Origin of the sequence: Cellulomonas sp. 73-92 (assembly GCF_001898175.1) — a bacterium.
GTDB lineage: Bacteria > Actinomycetota > Actinomycetes > Actinomycetales > Cellulomonadaceae > Cellulomonas.
The window spans coordinates 556,711-578,461 of record NZ_MKTH01000013.1; the positions used below are offsets into that span (position 1 = coordinate 556,711).

Annotated in this window: 18 protein-coding genes and 1 pseudogene; 10 read left to right on the plus strand and 9 right to left on the minus strand. The window is 72.3% G+C overall.

Annotated features, from left to right (window positions below):
* Nucleotides 1-15 precede the first annotated feature (15 nt).
* The gene (locus tag BGO37_RS09245) at nucleotides 16-891 is read right to left on the minus strand and encodes a pyridoxamine 5'-phosphate oxidase family protein (protein WP_291754216.1); all 876 of its coding nucleotides are present in this window, start codon (nucleotides 889-891) and stop codon (nucleotides 16-18) included.
* Nucleotides 892-1,067: 176 nt separating this feature from the next.
* On the opposite strand from BGO37_RS09245, the gene BGO37_RS09250 reads away from it, so the two are divergent.
* Both BGO37_RS09250 and BGO37_RS09255 read left to right on the plus strand, forming a co-directional pair.
* A complete protein-coding gene (locus BGO37_RS09250) occupies nucleotides 1,068-2,396 on the plus strand; it encodes a S53 family peptidase (protein ID WP_291754217.1) in 1,329 nt (442 codons plus the stop codon).
* A gap of 92 nt (nucleotides 2,397-2,488) precedes the next feature.
* The gene (locus tag BGO37_RS09255) at nucleotides 2,489-3,448 is read left to right on the plus strand and encodes an LLM class flavin-dependent oxidoreductase (protein ID WP_291754219.1); all 960 of its coding nucleotides are present in this window, start codon (nucleotides 2,489-2,491) and stop codon (nucleotides 3,446-3,448) included.
* Here the strand turns inward: BGO37_RS09255 and BGO37_RS09260 are convergent.
* The 4 genes and pseudogenes from BGO37_RS09260 to BGO37_RS09275 form a co-directional block, all read right to left on the minus strand.
* Nucleotides 3,445-4,026, minus strand: a complete 582-nt coding sequence (locus BGO37_RS09260; RefSeq protein ID WP_291754221.1) for a GNAT family N-acetyltransferase — start codon at nucleotides 4,024-4,026, stop codon at nucleotides 3,445-3,447. The two genes, BGO37_RS09255 and BGO37_RS09260, sit on opposite strands and share 4 nt — an antisense overlap.
* Nucleotides 4,023-6,015 (minus strand): annotated as a pseudogene (locus BGO37_RS09265) (ABC transporter ATP-binding protein). The gene BGO37_RS09260 and the pseudogene BGO37_RS09265 overlap by 4 nt, the downstream one beginning before the upstream one ends.
* Complete coding sequence (locus BGO37_RS09270) at nucleotides 6,012-7,745, minus strand: ABC transporter ATP-binding protein (protein WP_291754222.1); 1,734 nt, start codon at nucleotides 7,743-7,745, stop codon at nucleotides 6,012-6,014. The pseudogene BGO37_RS09265 and the gene BGO37_RS09270 overlap by 4 nt, the downstream one beginning before the upstream one ends.
* A gap of 168 nt (nucleotides 7,746-7,913) precedes the next feature.
* Nucleotides 7,914-8,537, minus strand: a complete 624-nt coding sequence (locus tag BGO37_RS09275) for a TetR/AcrR family transcriptional regulator (protein WP_291754224.1) — start codon at nucleotides 8,535-8,537, stop codon at nucleotides 7,914-7,916.
* A gap of 60 nt (nucleotides 8,538-8,597) precedes the next feature.
* Between BGO37_RS09275 and BGO37_RS09280 the strand changes: the two genes are divergently transcribed.
* On the plus strand, nucleotides 8,598-10,154 hold the full coding sequence (locus BGO37_RS09280) for an MFS transporter (protein ID WP_291754225.1): 1,557 nt from the start codon (nucleotides 8,598-8,600) through the stop codon (nucleotides 10,152-10,154).
* A gap of 45 nt (nucleotides 10,155-10,199) precedes the next feature.
* On the opposite strand, the gene BGO37_RS09285 is transcribed toward BGO37_RS09280, so the two are convergent.
* Nucleotides 10,200-11,576 carry an FAD-binding oxidoreductase gene (locus tag BGO37_RS09285; RefSeq protein ID WP_291754226.1) on the minus strand — a complete coding sequence of 459 codons (1,377 nt, stop codon included), beginning with the start codon at nucleotides 11,574-11,576 and terminating at the stop codon, nucleotides 10,200-10,202.
* 255 nt (nucleotides 11,577-11,831) lie between these two features.
* Here BGO37_RS09285 and BGO37_RS09290 point away from each other — a divergent pair, with 255 nt between their 5' ends.
* The 5 genes from BGO37_RS09290 to BGO37_RS09310 all read left to right on the plus strand — a co-directional run bounded on the left by BGO37_RS09290 (nucleotide 11,832) and on the right by BGO37_RS09310 (nucleotide 17,134).
* Complete coding sequence (locus BGO37_RS09290) at nucleotides 11,832-13,184, plus strand: GH1 family beta-glucosidase (protein ID WP_291754227.1); 1,353 nt, start codon at nucleotides 11,832-11,834, stop codon at nucleotides 13,182-13,184.
* The gene (locus BGO37_RS09295; RefSeq protein ID WP_291754229.1) at nucleotides 13,181-14,443 is read left to right on the plus strand and encodes an MFS transporter; all 1,263 of its coding nucleotides are present in this window, start codon (nucleotides 13,181-13,183) and stop codon (nucleotides 14,441-14,443) included. The genes BGO37_RS09290 and BGO37_RS09295 overlap by 4 nt, the downstream gene beginning before the upstream one ends.
* Before the next feature lie 177 nt (nucleotides 14,444-14,620).
* Entirely contained in the window at nucleotides 14,621-16,018 is a 1,398-nt protein-coding gene (locus BGO37_RS09300) for a histidine kinase (RefSeq protein WP_291754230.1), read from the plus strand.
* A complete protein-coding gene (locus BGO37_RS09305; protein WP_291754232.1) occupies nucleotides 16,015-16,680 on the plus strand; it encodes a response regulator transcription factor in 666 nt (221 codons plus the stop codon). Before BGO37_RS09300 ends, BGO37_RS09305 begins: the two co-directional genes overlap by 4 nt.
* A 121-nt stretch (nucleotides 16,681-16,801) precedes the next feature.
* Nucleotides 16,802-17,134, plus strand: a complete 333-nt coding sequence (locus tag BGO37_RS09310; RefSeq protein ID WP_291754234.1) for an SHOCT domain-containing protein — start codon at nucleotides 16,802-16,804, stop codon at nucleotides 17,132-17,134.
* A gap of 145 nt (nucleotides 17,135-17,279) precedes the next feature.
* Here the strand turns inward: BGO37_RS09310 and BGO37_RS09315 are convergent, their stop codons facing one another.
* Both BGO37_RS09315 and BGO37_RS09320 read right to left on the minus strand, forming a co-directional pair.
* The gene (locus BGO37_RS09315; protein ID WP_291754235.1) at nucleotides 17,280-17,660 is read right to left on the minus strand and encodes a VOC family protein; all 381 of its coding nucleotides are present in this window, start codon (nucleotides 17,658-17,660) and stop codon (nucleotides 17,280-17,282) included.
* 125 nt (nucleotides 17,661-17,785) lie between these two features.
* Nucleotides 17,786-18,334 (minus strand): hypothetical protein, encoded by a 549-nt coding sequence (locus BGO37_RS09320; RefSeq protein ID WP_291754237.1) that lies wholly within the window; start codon nucleotides 18,332-18,334, stop codon nucleotides 17,786-17,788.
* A 222-nt stretch (nucleotides 18,335-18,556) separates the two neighbouring features.
* Here BGO37_RS09320 and BGO37_RS09325 point away from each other — a divergent pair, with 222 nt between their 5' ends.
* Nucleotides 18,557-19,303 (plus strand): SDR family NAD(P)-dependent oxidoreductase, encoded by a 747-nt coding sequence (locus BGO37_RS09325; RefSeq protein ID WP_291754240.1) that lies wholly within the window; start codon nucleotides 18,557-18,559, stop codon nucleotides 19,301-19,303.
* 329 nt (nucleotides 19,304-19,632) lie between these two features.
* A complete protein-coding gene (locus BGO37_RS09330) occupies nucleotides 19,633-21,489 on the plus strand; it encodes a hypothetical protein (protein WP_291754242.1) in 1,857 nt (618 codons plus the stop codon).
* A gap of 12 nt (nucleotides 21,490-21,501) precedes the next feature.
* On the opposite strand, the gene BGO37_RS09335 is transcribed toward BGO37_RS09330, so the two are convergent.
* Nucleotides 21,502-21,723 carry a hypothetical protein gene (locus BGO37_RS09335; RefSeq protein WP_291754244.1) on the minus strand — a complete coding sequence of 74 codons (222 nt, stop codon included), beginning with the start codon at nucleotides 21,721-21,723 and terminating at the stop codon, nucleotides 21,502-21,504.
* Nucleotides 21,724-21,751: the final 28 nt, after the last annotated feature.

A 21,751-nucleotide genomic window follows, 5' to 3' on the forward strand; every position in this document is an offset into this window, starting at 1 on the left:
GACGAACGCCGGCGGTCAGGGGTGGATCGCGTCCACGACGACGTGGCGCGGCACCAGGCGCCACCAGCCGTCGCCGGCGGGGGCTGCGTCGGCCCGCACCTCGATCCAGCGGGCGGTGTCGCGCGGGTCGACGGCCAGGAGCGTCGCTCGCGGGTCGCGTCGCAGGTCCTCGGCCTGCTCGTCGCCCGGCCGCACCGCGGGGCGGTGCCCGACGAGCGAGGTCGCGACCGGCTGCACGCGCGCGTGGCCCGCCGGGTCGCGGGTGGCGAGCAGCGGGACGGCGGGTCCCTCGAGGAGCGCCCGGTGGCTCGCGGGCAGCGGAACCTCACGGTGGTCGGCGGCGGCTGTGGCGGCCGTGTCGAGAGGGAGCGGCCCGGCCGCGTCGCCGAGACCGGCGCGCGTGGCACGCGCCGTGGCAGCGGGTGGCTCGGGCTCGTCGTGGGCGGTCGCGCGGCCGGGTGCCGCGGGTTCGTCGTGCGCCAGGGTGCCGGACGACGCCGCCTCGGGGGTGAACCGGAACGTGACCGGGTGCTCCTTCTCGGCCCAGTCGGCCGGGACCACCGCGCCGAAGTACGGCCGCACGCCGCAGTAGCGGAAGCCGGCGTCGTCGCACGTGGCGAGCGCCTCGGCCGGGGTCTGCACCACCTCGGTCACCCCGCAGCGGAGCTCGAGCCACCGCCCGTCGGCGTCCCAGACGAGCAGGGTCGCGTGCGGCCTCTCGCGCAGGTTCCGCGCCTTGACGAACTCCGTCATCGTCGTGAAGCAGACGTCGTCGCCCTCGCGCCAGAACCAGACGACGGACGACTGCAGCCGACCACGCCCGAAGTGGGTGGTCAGCGCGGCCGGGAGCGGACGGTCGAGCAGGTCGGCGTGGCTCGCGGGGATCCGCATGACGACGAGGCTGGCTGGCCGACGAGGAGCACCCCAGGGCCGAACGGCCCGATTACGCCATTCGGGTGAACCGTTCACCACGGCATCGGCCCGACTTTCGGGCGAAACAGACCAGTCGTACGTTTCGGACACCCGGCCGCGCACCGCGGCCCCAGCCCCGATCCGAGGAAATGCGTATGCGGAACCACTCGCGCCGTGCGGCGTTGGCCGCCGGCGTCGCCCTGCTGACGGCGTTCGCCGCCGCCGCCCTCGCCGCACCGGCCTCGGCCGCGTCGACCGGGGGCGGCAGCTTCGTCTACACCGTGCACCCGCTGTCGAAGTTCATGTCCGCGAGCGCGCCTGCCGCCTTCCCGACGCCGTCGCAGTGCGTCGCCGCCTATGGCATCGCGTGCTACACGCCGGCCGAGATCCGGACGGCCTACGACATCCCCGCCGACTACACCGGTGCCGGCACCTCGATCGTCATCGTCGACGCCTACGGCAGCCCGACCATCCAGTCGGACCTCGCGACGTTCTCGGCGGCGTTCGGCCTGCCGTACGACTCCGGCACGCTCCACGTCTACTACCCCGGCGGCAAGCCCCCGACGCTGACGGCGCACGCGAGCGTCCCGCTCGGCTGGGCGGGCGAGACCACCCTGGACGTCGAGTGGGCCCACGCGATCGCCCCGGAGGCGACGATCAACCTGGTCGTCGCCGCGAACCCGGGCGGCAACGTGCTCGACAACGCGGTGCAGTGGGCGGTCGCCCACAACCTCGGCGACGTGCTCTCGATGTCGTACGGCGTCGACGAGGCGTACATCAAGGGCAACAACGCCAACAACGCCCAGGTCAACCAGGCGACGCAGATCTTCTCGTCGGCCGTCGGCAAGGGCATGGCGGTGTTCGCGTCCTCCGGCGACGGCGGCGCGACGGACGGGTTCTCGGTGACGAACGCCGGCTACCCGGCGTCCGACCCGAACGTCATCGCGGTGGGCGGCACCAACCTGTTCACCGACGACGCGGGGAACTACCAGAGCGAGACCGTGTGGAACGACGGCGACCCGGCGCAGTGCCCCTTCGGGTGCACGGACGGCGCCTTCGGGGCGACCGGCGGGGCGCCGAGCAAGCTGTTCGCGGCGTCGACCTTCCAGGGTGCGGTGAGCGGGCTGACGGCGCGCACCACGTCCGACGTCTCCTACAACGCCTCGGTCTACACATCCGTGCTGGTGTACGCCGGGTTCTACCCGAACCCCGCGGACAACGGCTTCTACTTCTACGGCGGGACCAGTTCGGGCTCGCCGCAGTGGGCCGCCATCGGAGCGCTCGCCAAGGCGGCGGGTGTCTCGCTCGCCGACCTCAACGCCAAGCTGTACGGCGCGGCGGCCGCCCACCCGGCGGCGTTCCACGACGTGACGGTCGGCAGCAACAACTTCAACGGCCCGGGCTACTCCGCGAAGTCGGGCTACGACATCCCGACGGGCCTCGGCTCGCCGGACGTGGCGAAGCTGGTGTCGGCCCTCCAGTGAGACCCGGCCGGCGCTGAGCCGGCCCACCTACCGGCGGCGGCCCGCACCCTGGTGGTGTGCGGGCCGTCGCCCTGTGTGGCTACCGTCGGGGCGTGCCCGACGAGCCCCGCTACCCCCGCCGCTCCACCGCATCGGCTCGTCGGCCGCTGCGCGTCGGGGTCCAGCTGCCCGAGGTCGAGCGCTCGGTGGGCTGGCCGGAGCTGGCGGACATGGCGCGGCGGGCCGAGGACGTGGGCCTCGACTCGATCTGGGTCGGGGACCACCTGCTCTACCGGTTCGACGACGGCTCGACGCGCGGGCCGTGGGAGTCGTGGACGCTGCTGGCGGCGCTCGCGGCCGTCACCTCGCGGGTGACGTTGGGCCCGCTCGTGGCCGCGACCGCCTTCCGCAGCCCGTTCCTGCTGGCCAAGCAGGCGTCGACGCTCGACGAGGTGAGCGCTGGGCGGTTCGTGCTCGCCCTGGGGGCCGGGTGGAACCCCGTGGAGTTCGCGGCGCTCGGCGCGCCGTTCGACCACCGCATCGCCCGGTTCGAGGAGGCGTTCACCATCGTCCGGTCGCTGCTGCGCGACGGGTCGGTGGACTTCGTCGGGCGGTACTGCTCGGCGCGGGAGGCGGAGCTGGTGCCGCGCGGGCCGACCCCCGGCGGTCCGCCGCTGATGATCGGGTCGATCGGCCCGCGGATGCTGGCCGCGACCGCGCCCCACGTCGACGCCTGGAACGCCTGGTTCGCGGACACGGGCAACGCGGCGACGGGGGTCGCGTCCGCGGCGTCGTCGCTCTCCGCCGCGCTCGCCGCCGCCGGCCGGGCGCCCGACGAGGTCGCCCGCACCGTCGCGGTGCTCGTGCAGCTGGCGGGCGGCACGGGCCGGGTGCAGGGCGACCCGTCCGAGCTCGGGCGGATCGCCCCGCTGACCGGGTCCCCGGAGCAGGTCGCGGACGGGCTGCGCGCCTACGCCGACGCCGGCGTCACCGAGGTCCAGCTGGTCCTCGACCCGATCACCGGGCCGGCGATCTCGTCGCTGGGTCCGGTGCTCGCCCTGCTCGACGCCTAGGACGCCGGCGCGACCCGTTTGACCATGAGGTAGTGGTTGGCCTTGCCGAGGGGCCGCTGCACCTCGAACCCGGCCTCCTCGAACAGCGTCCGCGTGGCGTTGAACAGGAACGACGCGCTCTTCCTCGCGCCCTCGGTGTCCTGCGGGAACGACTCCACCAGCCCGCCGCCCGCCTGTGCGATGAGGTCCAGCGCACCCGCCAGCGCCTCGGCGGCGACCCCGGACCGGCGGTGGTCGCGATCGGTGAAGAAGCACGTGATCCGGTAGTCGGCCGGCTCGACGAGCCCCTCGTCGTGCTCCTTGCGGTAGTAGATGCGCGGGAGCTCGGCCGGCGTCCCGTACTCCGCCCACGCGATGGCGGCGTCGCCCTCGAAGACGAGCGCGGCGTGCGCCACGCCCTCCTCCACCATCCGCTGCTTGAAGGCGCGGCCACCTAGCTCGTGCTTGGCGCCCTTCGGCTCGTCGGCGTGGAACCAGCAGCACCAGCAGCCGCCCCACACGCCGTTGTGCTTCTCGGCGAGCGCGGCGAACGCCGGCCAGGTCTCCGGTGTCAGGGGCTCGATCACGTGCTCCGTCATGCCACCTCCTCGTCGACCAGGGCACCGGCGAACTGCGACTGGTACAGCCGGGTAGTAGGCGCCGCGGGCCGCGATGAGCTGCTCGTGGGTGCCCTGCTCCACGATCGCGCCGTGCTCCATGACGAGGATGAGGTGCGCGTCGCGGATGGTCGAGAGCCGGTGGGCGATGACGAACGACGTGCGCCCCTGCCGCAGCGAGGCCATCGCGTGCTGCAGCAGCCGCTCGGTCCGGGTGTCGACGGACGAGGTGGCCTCGTCGAGGATCAGCACCGAGGGCTGCGCGACGAAGGCACGGGCGATCGTGATGAGCTGGCGTTCGCCCGCCGACAGGTTCGCGGCATCCTCCTCCAGCACGGTGTCGTACCCGTGCGGCAGCGAGTGGACGAACCGGTCGACGTAGGTGGCGCGGGCGGCCGCCAGCACCTCCTCGTCGGTGGCGGACTGGCGCCCGTAGCGGATGTTCTCCCGGATGGTGCCGGCGAACAGCCACGTGTCCTGGAGCACCATGCCGGTGCGCGCCCGGGCGTCGTGCCTGGTCAGGGTCGCGATGTCCTGGCCGTCGACGAGGATGCGCCCGCCGTCCAGCTCGTAGAAGCGCATGAGGAGGTTGACGAGGGTCGTCTTGCCGGCGCCGGTCGGCCCGACGATGGCGACGGTCTCACCCGGGCGGACCGTGAACGACAGGTCGGTGATGAGCGGCTTGTCGGGCGTGTACGAGAACGCCACGTGCTCGAACTCGATGGTGCCGTCGCCCTCCGCGGGGGCGGGCGCGTCGGCCGGGTCGGGGCTCTGCTCGTCCTCGTCGAGCAGCTGGAACACCCGCTCGGCGGACGCCGTCCCGGACTGGACCACCGCGGCCATCCCGCCGAGCTGCGACAGCGGCTGGGAGAACATCTGCGCGTACTGGATGAACGCCTGCACGCTGCCCAGGCGCATCGTCCCGTTGGCCACCATCAGGCCGCCGAGCACCGCGATGCCGACGTACGTCAGGTTGCCGACGAAGGACATGCCCGGCCAGATGATCCCGGACAGGAACTGCGCCCGGAACGACGCCTGGTACAGCTCCTGGTTGTCGGCGCGGAACTTGGCGTGGAAGTCGCGCCGCCGACCGAACACCTTGACGAGCGCGTGCCCGGAGAACGACTCCTCCACGCGGGCGTTGAGGCGGCCGACCTTGCGCCACTGCACGCCGAACGCCTTCTGCGACTTCGGGCCGATGACCCCGAAGATCACGCCCATGAGCGGCAGGGACACCAGCGCGACGAGCGCCAGCTTCCAGGAGATCGAGAACATCATCACCAGCACGCCGAGCACGGTCAGCACCGCGGTCAGCGCGCCGGACAGCGACTGCTGCATCGTCTGCGTGATGTTGTCGATGTCGTTCGTCACGCGGGAGATGAGCTCGCCGCGCTGCACCCGGTCGAAGTACGCCAGCGGCAGCCGGTTGATCTTCTCCTCGACCTGCTCGCGCAGCCGCCACATGGCCCGGACCATGACGATGTTGATGATGAAGCCCTGGCCCCAGGTGAGCAGGGCGCCCGCGACGTACAGCGCGAGGACGATGAGCAGCAGCCGGCCGAGCCGGTTGAAGTCGACGCCGGCGCCCGGCACGAAGTTGTCCAGCCCGGCGACCAGGTCGGCGAGCTTGCCCTGGCCGGCGGCGCGCAGCCCCGCGACGGCCTCCGCCTGCGACGTCACGCCGTGCCACACCGGCAGGCGTGAGACGAAGCCGCCGAAGACCACGTCGGTGGCCTTGCCGAGGATCTTGGGGGCGATGACGGTGAGCACCACGCCGGCGGTGCCCATGATCGTGACGACGACGAGCGCCATCTTGTAGGGGCTCAGCAGGCCGAGCATCCGGGTGAAGGACGCCTTGAAGTTGTCCGCCTTGCCGGGCGCGACGCTGCCCCAGGTGTCCGACGCGATGCGCGCCTGCTCCCCGAGCTCGGCCTCGACCTTCTCGTCCTCGGTCAGCGTCTGGTCGCTCATGAGCCGGCCTCCACCGCGAGCTGGGACTCCGCGATCTCGCGGTAGGTCTCGTTGGTCTCCAGCAGCTCGGCGTGCGTGCCGATGCCGGCGATGCGGCCGTCCTCGAGGACGAGGATCGCGTCCGCGTCCGTGACGGTCGAGACGCGCTGGGCGACGACGACCTTGGTGACCTCGGGCAGCTCCCGCCACAGCGCTTGTCTCAGCCGGGCATCGGTGGCGAGGTCGAGCGCCGAGAACGAGTCGTCGAAGATCAGCACCGCCGGCCGGCGCAGGATCGCCCGTGCGATCGCCAGCCGCTGCCGCTGCCCGCCGGAGACGTTGGTGCCGCCCTGGGCGATGCGCGCGTCGAGCCCACCCTCCATCTGCGAGACGAAGTCGCTGGCCTGTGCGATCTCGAGCGCCTCCCACAGCTCGCCGTCGTCGGCGTCCTCGCGGCCGAGCCGCAGGTTCGACGCGACGGTGCCGGCGAACAGGAACGGGCGCTGCGGCACCAGGCCGATGCCCGCCCACAGGGTCTCCATCTCGAGCTCGCGGACGTCGACCCCGGCGAAGCGCACGGTGCCGCTCGTGGTGTCGAACAGCCGGGGGATGAGCGAGACCAGCGTCGTCTTGCCCGAGCCGGTGGAGCCGATGAGCGCGACCGTCTGCCCCGGCTCGGCGGTGAAGGTGATGCCGGCGAGCACGGGGTGCTCGGCCTCCGGGTAGGCGTACGTGACGTCCTCGAACGCGATCTCGCCGGGGCGAGGCAGCTCGCGCACCGGGTGGGCGGCCTCCACGAGGGTGGAGGTGCTGGCCAGCACCTCGGAGATGCGCTCGGCCGACACGGAGGCCCTCGGGATCATGACCGTCATGAACGAGGCCATGAGCACGCCGAAGAGGATCTGGCCGACGTACTGCATGAAGGCCAGGAGCGTGCCGATCTGCACGCCGCCCTTGTCGATCTCGATCCCGCCGTACCAGATGACGCCGACGATGGTGACGTTGAGCACCAGCATGACCATGGGGAACAGCGCGACGAACAGCGAGCCGACCTTGCGGCCGACGACCATGATGTCGGTGTTCGCGGCGCGGAACCGCTCGGCCTCGATGGTCTCCCGGACGAAGGCGCGGACCACGCGCACGCCGGTGAGCTGCTCGCGCATCACCAGGTTCACCGTGTCGAGCTTGACCTGGTAGGACCGGAACAGCGGCACCATCCGGCTGATGACGAGGCCGGCGATGATGAGCAGGGCCGGCACGGACACCCCGATGAGCCACGACAGCCCGACGTCCTGCCGCAGCGCCATGATGATGCCGCCGATCGCCAGCAGCGGGGCGCTGACCAGCATCGTCGAGCCCATCATCGCCAGCATCTGCACCTGCTGGACGTCGTTGGTGTTGCGGGTGATGAGCGAGCCGGCGCCGAACTGCGAGATCTCGTGCTCGGAGAACCCGCTGACCCGCTCGTAGACCTCGTCGCGGATGTCCCGGCCGGCCTGCATGGCGGCGCGCGCCGCGAGGAACGTCGCGATGATCGCGGCGAGGATCTGGCCGAGCGAGATCGCGAGCATCAGGCCGCCGGTGCGCCAGATGTACCCGGTGTCGCCCTGGGACACGCCCTTGTCGATGATGTCGGCGTTGAGTCTCGGCAGGTAGAGCATGGCCATCGCCGAGGCGAACTGGAACACCAGCACCCCGGCCAGCAGCCAGCGGTACGGGCGCATGTAGCGCCACAGCAGTCGTCGAAGCACGCGGGTCTCCCGGTCGGTGGGGCTGGTTCTGGAGTTGTGGCGGGCGGCACAGCCGGCCCACAGGCCGGGGGCTTGAACGAGTCCCCCGCAGGTTAGGTTCCACCACCGACAAAGGGCACCCCCTTTCGCCGACGACGAACGGCGGGGGGCCGCCGACGACGGCAGGGGTCAGGACCGGCGGGTGGCCGTGGCCGCCGGTCGCGACGGCAGAAGGGTGGCGCGCAGGCCGGGCGCGAACGTGCGCACCACGTCGTCCGACGACATCGCCGCCACGACCCGCAGTCGCAGCACGTACCGGGTGACGACGATCCCCGCGATCTGCGTGCAGAAGGCGGCCGCCCGCAGGGTCGCGTCCGGCCCGCGCAGCCGCATCGCGACGCGTGCCAGCAGCTCGTGCTCCAGCATCTCCCGGAACCGCTCCGCCACCGCCGGGTCGTCATGGATGCTGCCCAGCATCGCGACGAGCGGTCCACCGGAGGCCGGGTCGTCCCAGAGCGCCAGGACGCCGCCGAGCACCCGCTCCGGCAGGCCGTCCAGGCCGCCCTCGACCGCTCGGGCGATGGTGCCGGCCGGGTTGGCGGACGCCGTGACCGACGCGGCGAACAGCCCGGACTTCGAGCCGAAGTAGTAGCTGACCAGCGCGACGTCCACCCCCGCCTCGGCCGCGACGCCCCGGACCGTCGTCGCGCGGTAGCCGTTGGAGAGGAAGCGGCGCCGGGCGGTGTCGAGGATCTGGCGGCGGGTGTCCGGCGTCCCGGGCCGACGGCCGCGCGTCACCGAAGAATTCATCATGGTTGAGATGTTAGGCGCGGCGGCGGACGCTTGCCCGGTCCCGCCCACCCGAGGAGCCCCATGGCCGACGTCAGCACCCAGAACACCACCCCCGCGCTCGGCGGCCCGACGACGAGGCGGACCGCCCGGCCCGGAGTGGTGCTCGCCGTCACGTGCCTCGCCCTCGGGGTCGTCGTCTCGGCGATGGCCTCCCTCAACGTCGCGCTGCCGGACATCGCGGTGCAGACGCATGCCGACCAGACCCAGCAGTCGTGGATCATCGACGCGTACAGCCTGGTGTTCGCCTCCCTGCTGCTGCCGGCCGGTGCCCTCGGTGACCGGTTCGGGCGGCGCCGTGCCCTCGTCGTGGGCCTGCTCGTCTACGGCGCAGCGTCCGTCGGCGCCGCGCTGACGACGAGCCCGGAGGTCCTCATCGCGCTGCGCGGCGTCGCCGGGGCGGGCGCCGCGCTGGTCATGCCGGCGACGTTGTCCACCATCACCGGAACGTTCCCGCGCGAGCAGCGGGCCCGGGCCGTCAGCATCTGGGCGGCGGTGGCGGGAGCGGCCGGAGTGCTGGGGCTGCTCGCGTCGGGTCTGCTGCTGCAGGCCTGGACCTGGCCGGCGGTGTTCTGGTTCAACGCAGCGCTCGTGGTCGTGGCGTTGACCGGGACGCTGGTCGCCGTCCCCGAATCGGCCGAGGCCGGGACGCCGCGGCTCGACGTGGTCGGTGCGCTGCTCGCCGCCGGCGCCGTCGGCGTGCTGGTCCACGCGGTGATCCAGGCGCCGGCGGACGGCTGGGGCAGCCACGGCACCCTGGCGGGGCTGGTCGTCGGGGCCGTGCTCCTCGCGTCGTTCGTCGTCTGGGAGCTGCGCCGCGAGCACCCGCTCCTGGATCCGCGCCTGTTCCGCAACCGCCGGTTCGCCGCCGGGTCGATCTCGATCACGCTGCAGTTCTTCGCCCTGTTCGGATTCATGTTCGTGCTCATGCAGTACCTGCAGCTGGTCCGGGGGGACAGCGCGCTCCGGGCGGCGCTGAGCCTGCTGGCGATGCCGCTGGGCATGGTGCCGATGTCCCGGCTCAGCCCGGCGTTGACGGCGCGGTTCGGTGCGCCGGCGCCGTGGGCGTTCGGCCTGGTCGCCGTCGGTGCCGGTCTGGCCCTGCTGGCGCAGCTCGGCGTCGACAGCCCGTACCCGATGGTCGCCACGGGACTGGTCATGCTCGGCGCCGGCCTCGGTCTGGCGATGCCACCGGCCACCACCGCGATCACCGACGCGCTGCCTCAGCATCTGCAGAACGTCGGTTCGGCGGTCAACGACCTGGGCCGGGAGCTCGGCGGGGCGCTGGGTATCGCCGTCCTGGCAAGCCTGCTCGACGGTGCCTACCGCGCCCAGCTGCAGCTGCCGGCGGGCGTGCCGGCCCGCGCGGCGGAGGCCGCCCAGGCGTCGCTGGCCATGGCGACGGCCGTCGGTGGGGCGGTGGTCGAGCCCGCGCGTGCGGCCTTCGTCGACGGACTGCACCTCGCCCTGCTGGTGGCCGCCGGGGCGGCGCTCCTCGCGGCCGCCGTCGTGACCGTGCTGCTGCGCGGGCGCAGGGCCGCGGCTCCGTCCCGCGTCGGGCGCTCGTCGACGAGAAGCTGAGCCTCGGCCGGGCCCGCGGCAGACCCGAGGCGGCGTTCCCCGGGGTCAGGCCGCCGGCTTGATGTTCTGGTTGACGTGGAAGAGGTTGTCCGGGTCGTACGTGGCCTTGATCCGCGCGAGCCGGGCGTAGTTCGCCCCGTAGTTGTCCTGGATGCGCGACTGGTCGTCCGCGTCCTGGAAGTTGATGTAGCCGCCGGGCTCGGAGTACTGGTGCAGATCTGCCCAGTAGTCGCGGACCCACTGGACGTTCTTCGCGTTCTCGGCGGCGTCGGGCCATTGGCCCGCGATCACCGGTGCGAAGCCGACGTCCCGGTAGGGGAACGCCGTCGCGTCCGGGGCGACACGTTGCACCGCCCCGTCGATGGGGTAGAAGTGGTTGGCCGAGTGGGGGGTCGGGATCCCTGGCGCGTGCTCGACCGCCACCCTCAGCGCGTCGTCGCTCAAGGTGCGGAGGAAGTCGGCCTTCCAGTAGCCCTGCAGCCCGCGGACCCCGCTGAGACCGTCGAACATGACGTTGAGCGCCGGATATGGCAGGGGCGCGAAGAAGGATCCGAGCACGGGGGCGGCGTCGAGCATGGGCTGCCAGTGGGCCGGTCCCTCGTCGACCGGGCCGGTCCACATGCCGCCCACGACCGCGACCGGCCGGTTGTGCCACTCCTCGGGCAGGAAGGGCACGGGCGGGCCCTGATGGAACCCGTAGAAGGCGCCCATCTCCTCGGGCTGGGAGGGGAGCCACTCGCGATAGGCCGCCCCGGCCTGCACGCCACGCGCGGCGTCGTAGAAGATCAGTCCCACGTGCACCATGTCCACGGGGTGCAGCTCGAACTCGAACGAGGTCACGACACCGGCATTGCCGCCTCCGCCGCGCAGGGCCCAGAACAGGTCGGCGTGGTGCTCCGCGTCGGCGTGGACGAAGCTCCCGTCGGCGAGCACGACGTCGGCCGCGACGAGGTTGTCGCACGCCAGCCCGTACTTGCGTGCGAGGTATCCGATGCCGCCGCCCAGCGTGAGCCCGGCGACCCCCGTCGACCCGATGATCCCTCCCGGGCTCGCCAGCCCGAACGCGGACGTCGCATGGTTGTAGTCGGCCCACGTGGCGCCGGGCTCCACCCAAGCCCGCCGTGCCGCCGGATCGACGCGCACCCCGCGGAGGGCCGAGAAGTCGAGGACGAGTCCGTCGTCGACCGTCCCGAACCCGGGGGCGCTGTGCCCGCCGCCCCGCAGGGCGAGATCGAGCGCACGCTCGTGCGCAAAGCGCACCGCGGCGATGGCGTCGGCGACCTGCGAGACCCGTAGCACCGCCGCTGGGTGCTTGTCGGTCATGCCGTTGAAGACGTGCCGAGCGGATTCGTACTCAGAATCCTGGGGCTCGATGACCGCGCCCCGCACGACTTCCCGCAGAGCATCGAAAGACGTGGACATGATTCCCTCCTTTGGGAATCCGAGACCACAGACCCTCGACCGGGAGTCCGCGACGATCTCGGCCCGTATCGCTGTCGCCTGAGTGTGCGCGCGGCCCTAGGAAGGGTCAATGGTCCCCCTCCGCGGCGGTGGCCTTGCCCGGGCCGGCGGCTCGACATCCGTCACCGCTCCACGTACTGGTCCCCCGGGTGCGGTCGCCCTACGCTCGCCTCGACCGTCAACGACGACGGTCGACGAGTGACTGGAGCTGAGCCCGTGACCAGCACATCTCCCTCCGCGGCCGTCGGCCTCCCGCCGGACTTCCGCTTCGGTACGAGCACCGCGTCCTACCAGATCGAGGGCGCCGCGACCGAGGACGGCAAGGGTCGGAGCATCTGGGACACGTTCACCGCGCAGCCCGACCGGATCGTCGACGGCAGCACCGGGGACGTCGCGTGCGACCACTACCACCGGTGGCGCGAGGACGTGGACCTGCTGCGCCGGCTGGGTGCCGACGGCTACCGGTTCTCGATCGCGTGGCCGCGGGTCCAGCCCACCGGGTCGGGTCGGGTGAACGAGGCCGGGCTGGCGTTCTACGACCGACTCGTCGACGCCCTCCTCGAGGCCGGGGTGCAGCCGATGGCGACGCTGTACCACTGGGACCTGCCCCAGACATTGGAGGACGCGGGCGGCTGGCTCAACCGGGACACCGCGCTGCGGTTCGGCGACTACGCCGCGATCGTCGGCGAGCGGCTGGGCGACCGGGTCGCCCACTGGTGCCCGGTCAACGAGCCGAACGTCGTCACGATGAGCGGCTACGCGCTGACCGAGCTGGCCCCGGCGCGCGGCCTGCTGTTCGGCGCGCTCCCCGTCGCACACCACCTGCTGCTCGGCCACGGCCTGGCCGTCCAGGCCCTGCGCGCCCGCGCGTCGGGCCAGGTCGGCACCGCGACCAACCACGTGCCGGTCTGGCCGTTGTCGCACGACGAGGCGGACGTGGCCGCCGCGGGGTTCCTCGACCTGCTGTGGAACCGGCTCTTCGCCGACCCCATCCTGCTGGGCAGCTACCCTGAGATCTTCGCCGAGGCCATGCCGGGCCCGGTCGACGAGGACCTCGCCCTGATCTCGCAGCCGCTCGACTTCTACGGCCTCAACTACTACAACCCGATCGGCGTGCGCGCCGCACCCGAGGGGTCGCCGATCCCGTTCGAGTACGCCGACCTCACCGGCTACCCGACGACGGACTTCGGCTGGCCGATCGTCCCGTCGGGCCTCACCGACCTCCTCGTGGACTTCCGGGACCGGTACTCGACGACGCCGCCGATCGTCATCACCGAGAGCGGCTGCTCGTTCGGCATGGGGCCCGACGAGCACGGCGTCGTCGACGACCAGCCGCGCATCGACTACCTCGACGCCCACGTGCGGGCCGTCGCGGACGCGGTGGCCCGCGGCGTCGACGTCCGCGGGTACTACTGCTGGTCGCTGATGGACAACTTCGAGTGGGCCCAGGGGTTCACGCAGCGGTTCGGGCTGGTCCACGTGGACTACGACACGCTCGTCCGCACGCCCAAGCGGTCGTTCGACTGGTACGCGGACCTCGTCCGCGCGCACCACGCGGCCCGGCCGTGACCGTCACCCCGCCCGTCGCGCCGCTCCACCGCGCCCTCGCGGAGCCCACCGAGAGCACGTCGAAGCTCTGGGTGGCGTGGGTCGTCCTCGCCAGCATCGGCCTGTGGTCGGGCTTCTTCGGCCCGATCCAGGTGCTGCTCGCCGAGCAGGCGGCGGCGATCTCGCCGGACCACAAGGCCGCGGTGCTGTCGCTGGTCACGGGCATCGGCGCGGCCGTCTCGATGGCGTCGAACCCCATCTGGGGCGCGTTCTCCGACCGGACGACGCTGCGCGTCGGCCGCCGGCTGCCCTGGGTCGTCGGTGGCGCGGCCGGCGGCGCGGTCGCGATGGTCGTGCTCTCGGTGGCGCACAGCATCTGGCTGATGGTGGTCGGCTGGGCGCTGGCGCAGGCGGCACTCAACGCGATGCTCGCCGCGATCACCGCCGCCGTCCCCGATCAGGTCCCGACGAGGGAGCGCGCCACCGTCGGGGGCGTCGTCTCGATCGCGCAGACCGCCGGGGTCGTCGTCGGCTCCGGCATCGCGGCGGCGACCGGCAGCATCGCCGTCGGCTACCTCACGATCGCCGCGGTCCTCGTCGTGACGACGGTGCCGTACTCGCTGCGCTCGCACGACATCGCTCTGCCGGTCGAGCTGCGCCCACCGTTCGACTGGGGCCGGTTCTGGCGCGGCTTCTGGGTCTCGCCGCGGCGCTACCCGGACTACGGGTGGGCCTGGTTCACGCGGTTCCTCATGAACCTGGGCAACGCGTTCCTGATCCTGTACCTCCTGTACTACCTGACGGACGCGGTCGGGCTGTCCGACGACGAGGCCGCGACGGGCGTGTTCCGGCTGACCGCCGTGTACGGCCTGGTCACGGTCGTCACCGCGATCGTCGGCGGCCGGTGGTCCGACCGGGTCGGCCGGCGCAAGGTGTTCGTCATCTGGTCCGGCCTGATCACGGCCGCGGCGCTCCTGCTGTTCGCGCTGGTCCCGACGATCCCCGCCGCGTACGCGGCCGCCGTCGTCCTCGGCATCGGGTTCGGCGCCTACCAGGCGGTCGACTTCGCGATGATCACGCAGGTGCTGCCCGCGGCCCGCGACCGCGGCAAGGACCTCGGCGTCATCAACATCGCCAACGCCCTGCCGCAGGTGCTGGCGCCGGCGTTCGCGGCGGGCGTGCTGGCCCTCGGGTTCGGGTACCGCGGGCTGTACATCCTGGCGGCCGTCGTCAGCGTGCTGGGGTCGGTGCTGGTGGTGCGGATCCGGTCGCTGGCCTGAGCGTCGACCCCGGGCCCCGCGACCGCGTCGTGCAGTGCCCTCGGGCGGCGTCGCCGGCAGCGTCCCGGGCAGTGCCGGATCCGGCCCTGTGGGGCCTGCGGCTCCGGTCCGTACGGAGCGAACGGTCGCTCCCATTGGAGGACGCCTGTCGCGGGCGCTGGCGGCTAGCGTGGCCGCATGCCGTACCCGGGCCAGCACGACCCCCGCGCGTGGGGGCCGCCGGGGATGCGCGGTGGGCCGTGGGGCCCGCCCTGGATGCGCGGTGACCTCGACCCCGAGCAGCGCCGCCGCGTACGCGCGTGGGCGCTGACCTTCCCGGCGGCCGTGCTCGCCGTCATCGCGCTCGGGGGCTCGTCCGTCGCCAACCACTTCTCGACCCCGCCGCGGCCGCTCGACGCACTCGGCTACCTGCTGCTCCTCGTCGCCCCGGCGTGCCTGCCGGCGACTGCGCTCGGCCGTCGCGTGGGCGCGGTCGCGGGGATCGTCGCGGCGGTCGCGGTCGGGGCGTACCTGCTGCTCGGCTACGCGTTCGGGCCGGTCGTGCTGCCGCTCGTCGTCATCGTCGTCGTCCTCGGCGCCCGCCGGCGGCGCGGGGTCTCCTGGACCGTCGCCGGGCTGGGCATCGCCGCGGTGGTCGCGCGCGGCCTGACCGACGCGTCGGCGTGGCCGACCGCGGTGATCCTGTGGACGGCGGCGCTGCTGGTCGGCGGGCTGCTGGGCGAGGGCGCGCGTGGTCGCGGCGAGCGCGTGCGGGCGGTCCAGGCGGCGCGGGTGTCGCGCGAGGAGGCGGCCGCGACGGCCGAGCGGCTGCGCATCGCGCGGGAGCTGCACGACGTCCTCGCGCACTCCCTGTCGGCGATCAGCGTGCAGGCCGGCGTCGGGCTGCACCTCATGGACCGCGAGCCGGAGCGGGCGCGCGACGCGCTGCGCAACATCCGGACGACGAGCGTCGACGCGCTCGACGAGGTCCGCCAGGTGCTCGGCATCCTGCGCGCCGAGGGGGAGGCGGCGCCGCGGGAACCTGCCGTCACCGCTCCGGCGGACGCCGTGCCCGCGCTGCTCGACGCGGCGCGCGCGGCGGGCGTCACCGTGGACGACGAGCTCGACCCGGCGGTCCTCGCCGGCCTGGACGCCGACCGGGCGAGCGTGCTGGTGCGCGCGCTGCAGGAGGCGCTGACGAACGTGCGCCGCCACGCCGGAGCGGGCGCACGGGTCACCGCGAGCGTGCGGGTCCAGTCCGGCGCCGCGCGGCTCGAGGTGGTCGACGACGGTGGTGGGCGGCCGACGAGCGCGCGGCCGACGAGTGACGAGTCGGGCCATGAGGCCACCGGCCACGGCGGTGCACCGACTGACGAACCGCCGCTGGCCGACGGGGGAGCCCGTGAGATCGCCAACGCCGGTGGCGCGCCGGCCGCGGACGAGCCGGCGACGAACGACGGGGCTTCCCGCGGGACTGCCGGCTTCGGCCTGCGCGGCATGCGGGAACGCGTCGAGGCGCTGGGTGGGACGGTCGATGCCGGCCCGCGTGGCACCGGATGGGCGGTCGCCGTCGAGCTGCCGCGGGGCACGGCGTGATCCGCGTCCTGCTGGCCGACGACCAGCAGCTGATCCGGGCCGGCCTGCGCGCCCTCGTCGACGCCGAGCCCGACCTTGTCGTCGTCGGCGAGGCCGCGACCGGCGCGGAGGCGGTCGAGCGCACGCTCGACCTGCTGCCCGACGTCGTCCTCATGGACATCCGCATGCCGGGCCTGGACGGGCTCGAGGCGACGCGCCGCATCGTCGCGGACGCCCGCGCGGGCGGCGTGCACGTCGTCGTCGTGACGACGTTCGAGCTCGACGAGTACGTCGGCGAGGCGATCCGGAACGGCGCGAGCGGGTTCCTGGTCAAGGACACCGAGCCCGCGGAGCTCCTGAGGGCGATCCGGGTAGCCGCCGCGGGGGAGGCGCTGCTGTCGCCCACGGTCACGCGCCGGCTGCTCGAGCGCGTGGCACGCGCGACGCGCGGCGCGCCGCCGCTGCCGGGCATCGCCGAGCTGACCGCACGGGAGCGCGAGGTCGTCGTGCTCGTCGGTGAGGGCCTGTCGAACGAGGAGATCGGCGAGCGGCTGTTCCTCTCCCCGCTCACCGTGAAGACGCACGTGCTGCGCGCGAGCGGCAAGCTCGGCGCCCGCGACCGGGCGCAGCTCGTCGTCGCAGCGTACGAGTCCGGACTGGTCCGGCCGGGGTGGGCGACCTGAGCCTCCTGCTCCGTCTGGAGCGTCCGGAAGGCTCCGCGGGGACGACGACGGGGACCGCCCTGCCGAGGGAGCGTGGAGCTGCGGCCGAGGTCCGGTCGCACGCCACACCCGGAGGTTCGTCATGCTCACCACGTTCGCCAGCGCGCTGGCCCACCCCGTCGCGTACGGTGGGTGGTGGCCCGGCCCGTGGTTCCTGCTGTTCCCGCTGTTCTGGTTCCTCGTCGTCGTCGGCTTCATCGTGTTCTTCGCGACCCGCCGGCGCCGCTGGGCCGCCACCGGCCGCGGCCCCTGGGGTCCGTCGGGCCCGTGGTCGGGTCCGTGGTCCGGCCCGGTGGGCCGCAGCCCGGCGACGGCCGTGCTCGCCGAGCGGTTCGCCCGCGGTGAGATCGACGAGGCCGAGTACCGCGCCCGGCTCGAGACGCTGCTCGCGACGGAGCAGCGGCCGCAGGCCTGACCGACGCGCCGCCGGGCCGCCGCGCGTGGCCCGGCGGCGCCGTCCGGGCCGTCCGACGACCTCGGCGGGCCGGGCGCGGATGCTGTGCGTCCTCGTGCCCGGTCAGCCGGGGCCGGCCTTGGTCGACGTCGCTGGTCGCGGGCTGCTAGTCGGCCGCGATGATCGAGCAGATGTTGCCCGCGGGGTCGGTGAACCACGCGATCAGCGGCCCGCCGCCGCGGAAGACGAAGTCCTCGTCGGTCTCGGCCGGCGTTCCCGCGTACCGCTCGAACGGCACGCCGCGAGCGCGGAGCTCGGCGACGGTGGCGGCGACGTCGTCGACCGAGAAGTTGAGGATCGTGAACGTCGCGGGGACGTGGGCCGGCCCCTTCGGGTAGGCGATCACGTGGTGCCCGTCCGCGAACCGGATCCGCAGGATCCCGTTCTCGACGACCGTGTCGAGGCCGAGGACGTCGCCGTAGAAGGTGCGGGCCGCGTCGACGTCGTCGACGGAGAAGCCGCTGAAGCTGGTGCCCAGATCGACCATCGCCCTTGATCTCCGTTCGGTGGGAGGTGCGCGGTCCAGTCTGCGGGCGGGGCTCGGCGCCCGCACGGCGGGCGGCGCCCGAGGTCGAAGCCGCCGCCGGACACGTCCCTGGCCGCCCCGTTCGCCTAGAGCTCGCGCCCGTATCCGAAGACGTGGGCGCTCAGCACGTCGACCTCGCGGCGGGGATCGCCGAAGAAGCTGCTGAGCCGGCGCACGACGCGGTGGTAGGGATGCTCACGCGCGTCGCCGGCCTCGTTCCAGTTGGCATTGGGTACGACGAGGAAGAGATGCTGCGCGTCCAGCGCGATGTGTGTCTTCCAGAGGTCCTTGAGGTCGTGGTTGTTGGTCGTCGTGCCGCCGCGCTCGACCTCCGCGATCACGCCTCGCCCCGGGGCGAGGCTGAAGATGAAGTCGGGACGCGCCCTCGTCACGAAGCCTTCGTCGGGCGTGAGCACGACCTCGGAGCGGAACCCCAACCGGTCCGTCAGGAGCTCGGCCACGATGTCCTGCACCCTGGTGCTCGGCGCGCGGTGCACGTGCACCAGATCGATCTCCGCCACGACCGCATCGAGATGGGCCGTGAGCTGGCTGGCGATCGCGTCGACGCGTGCCACTTCAGCAGCCTCTGCCGGGAGCAAGTGGCTGCGCACGAAGCGGTGGTGCTGCGCGCCCACGGGCGCGAGCTTCGCAGCTGCGTCGGCATCGAGCTAGGGCCGGATGGGTGCCGCCGGACGACTCCAGCGACCCGGTGCTGCCCAGCTCGCCCGCCGGCAGAAGCCGTGCCGCTGTGACGCCCGTGTGCTCGACGAGACTCCGACCGGAGGCGCCTCCGGTTGACGTGTATCGTGGCCGAAGCGGAGGCGCCTCCGCATAGTCGACGAGATGGAGGAGCGGACATGACCGGACGCAGCGTTCTCATCACGGGAGCGACCTCGGGGATCGGACTCAGCGCCGCCGCGCAGCTGGTCGAGGCCGGCTGGGACGTGTGGGTCGCCGGACGGACGATGGAGCGCGCCACCCGGGCCGCCGCCGAGGTCGGAGGCCGAGCCCTCCAGCTCGACGTCACCGACGGGGCGAGCATCGCGGCGGCCGCCGCGACCGTCGACCGGCTCGATGCGCTCGTCAACAACGCGGGGATCCAGCCCGACTTCGGCGTGGGCCTGCTCGACGCCGGCCCCGACCTCTTCCGCCAGTCGTACGAGACCAACGTGTTCGGCGTCGTGGCGGTGACCAACGCGCTGCTTCCGGCGCTGCGGCGCTCCGCCTCGCCGCGCATCGTCAACGTCTCGAGCGGCACCGCGTCCTTCGGGTGGAGCACGGGCCCCAACCCGCAGTTCGACTACGAGGCCGCCGCCAACAACGGGGGCCGGTTCGCCGTCTACCGCTCCTCCAAGGCGGCGCTCAACGCGCTGACGCTCTACTACGCGCAAGCGCTCGCGTCCGAAGGCTTCCTCGTCAGCGCCCTGGCTCCGGGTGCACGTCGCACCCATCTCAACCCCGGCATGCAGGGTGTGGGTCTGAACGCGGCGCGTGGGGGCGACCCGGCCGAGGGGGCCGCGGGAATCGTCGCTCTGCTCGACCTGCCGGCGGACGGGCCGACCGGCGTGCTGTTCTCCTACGACGGGACGGTGGCGCCCTGGTAGGTGCGCGCTGAGATGGATGCGGCCTCTCACCTCGCTAGCGCAGGTGAGAGGCCGTCGGCGCGGAGGATGGGGGATTCGAACCCCCGAGGGTGTTACCCCAACACGCTTTCCAAGTGCTCGGTCGGGGGTGGAGGCGGACGACGGCGGACACTCTGGTGCAGGTTGGCGGGCTGCTGGGTGGACGAGCGACGTTCTCGGATCGGGCCAGATCGGCACCAACTGCAACCAGAACTGCAACCGCGTTGGTGTCGCCGCACGCGGCGAGGACAGTCCAACTCAAGAGCCGAAACCGCACACCGTGTCGGTGCAAGCGACTAGGAATGGGGGACATGGGCACGGAAATCGCCGTCGAGGGCCCCGCAGGGCTGCGGGACAGCGGCGGCTACAACGCTTGGCTGACGACTCCCGCGGCGCCCGGATGGCTTAGCGACGCAATCGATCAGTTGACGGCGTGGCTGCGATGGAAGGGACTCGACGTCGACCTGACGTCGGACGCGGTGGTCACCGAAGGGGAGCGACTCCTCCGTATTCGTCGCCACCACAAGGACGGTGAAGACGCCTTTCGTCTCGTGCTGTCCGAGACGAATGAGGGAGGCCACTGGACTACAACGGTGACCACCGTCGAGGGGGCGGAGGTCGGATGGGTTGGCGTCCGTGTGGTCAACGACGGCCGAAGGATCGCTTCGGCGCCGAGGATCGCCCGCAATCTGCTGGACGTGCTCGACCTTCGGGACGGCCCCTACCAGGTGCGATCCGAACCGCTCGTTGAGAGAGGCCACGATGTCGAGGGGGTCCTCGACTTGATCGTCGGTGACCGGCGCGGCGCGGTCTTCGTCGCAGGCACGGACGCCTATCCGGGGGCCCCGGTCTTTGAGGAGTACGTCCAGCAGGTCAAAGGATGGACGTCGCAGGCGGTGGGATTGGCGCACGTCGTCGTTCTAGACCCCGTTGCCACGCAGTCGTTGGGCGCGGAAGCAGACGGCGCGATGCGGGTCTCCCCCTGGACCATCCGCACCTTCAGGCCAGGACTCGATCCCGCGTCGCCGGCAACCCTCCGTGGGCATCGCACCCTGGGCACGGCGACACTCGCACGCGAGCGCGATGCTTACCTTGCGCGCCTCATCGGGCTCTTCGCGCGCAGCATCCTCGATGAACAGCCCGAGCCTCGTCGGGCGGCCGTATGGAGGCGGACCTTCGACCGTCTGGATAGCCGTGACGTCGCGAGCACGCTTTCGAATCTTGCGGGTGCAGCTTCATTCCAGGCAGCGACGGCGCTCGACGCCGCCGTAGTCGCCGACGCCGCTGTTGTCGTCGAGGCGGAAGGCATCGTCGCTACGGCGGAGGTCGAGCGGATCCGAACGATCCTCAGCCTGCCCGACGTGTCGGACGAGACACTGCAAGCGCTGGCGGACGCGGCAACCGCGCCACGACTCGATCCCGAACAGCTGTCAGAGGCCATCCACCGGATCGACTCACTTCAAGATGCACTGGAACTCCGAGAAGTCGAGCTCGAAGAAGCCAAGCGGGAGGCATGGGATGCGCGCCAGGATGCCGTGGATCTCGACGAGGAGATCCAGCGCATGGACCGGCGCAATCGCCGGCTCGCGCGGTTGCTCGCCGAGCACGGAGTGGCTCAGGTCTGGGTTGACGAATCACATCTTGAGTCCGAGCTGGATGCGCCGGAGCAGCCAGGGTCGTGGCAGGACCTCGTGAATCGGATGGACGAGTGGGCGGCGCATAGCGTCGTCATCACCGCGGACCGCGACGTCATGGTCGACCTCGATGGTCTCGACCTCGATGGAAGGGCGCTCGAGGCGACCTGGCGCGGCCTGCGCGCTCTGGCTGGATATGTGCGGGCCAAGCGCGAAGGGGCTTTCGACGGCGGCTTCGGCGCGTACCTCAACGCGCAGCCCCAGGGGTTCCCCACCTTTCCGCCACAGGCATATGCGCCGACGGAGACCAAAGAGACGATGGATCGATGGGGCCACGAACGCGACCTCCCCGTGCCCCTCTCGGTGGACTCATCTGGCCATCGCGTGATGGAGCAGCACCTGCGCCTCGCGCGCATTGCGAACCGTGACCCTCGCCTGCACTTCTATGACGACACCAGCGGGGCAACCGGGTCGATCATTGTCGGCTACATCGGGCCCCACCTGACGAACATGAAGACCGCCGGGCTCAACTGAATACTTCGTGGCCTAAGTCGTCGGGGCCGGCCATTCGAAGCTCGCGATCCGAACGCCGTTCGCGGCCCGAGCCTGCCTGGGTCGCATCTTGAACTTGTTCGGGCGGGGTGCGCCGCTTGGCTGGCGTCCCTGGGGGACGACCTGCATCGAGCCGGCCGCGATCGCGGCGAGCAAGGCAGGGGTGTTGGCGATCCAGAACGCCTCGACGCTGAGTCCGCGGAACCCGGCCTTCATCCGCCTGTGGTGCGTGGAGTTGCCGTTG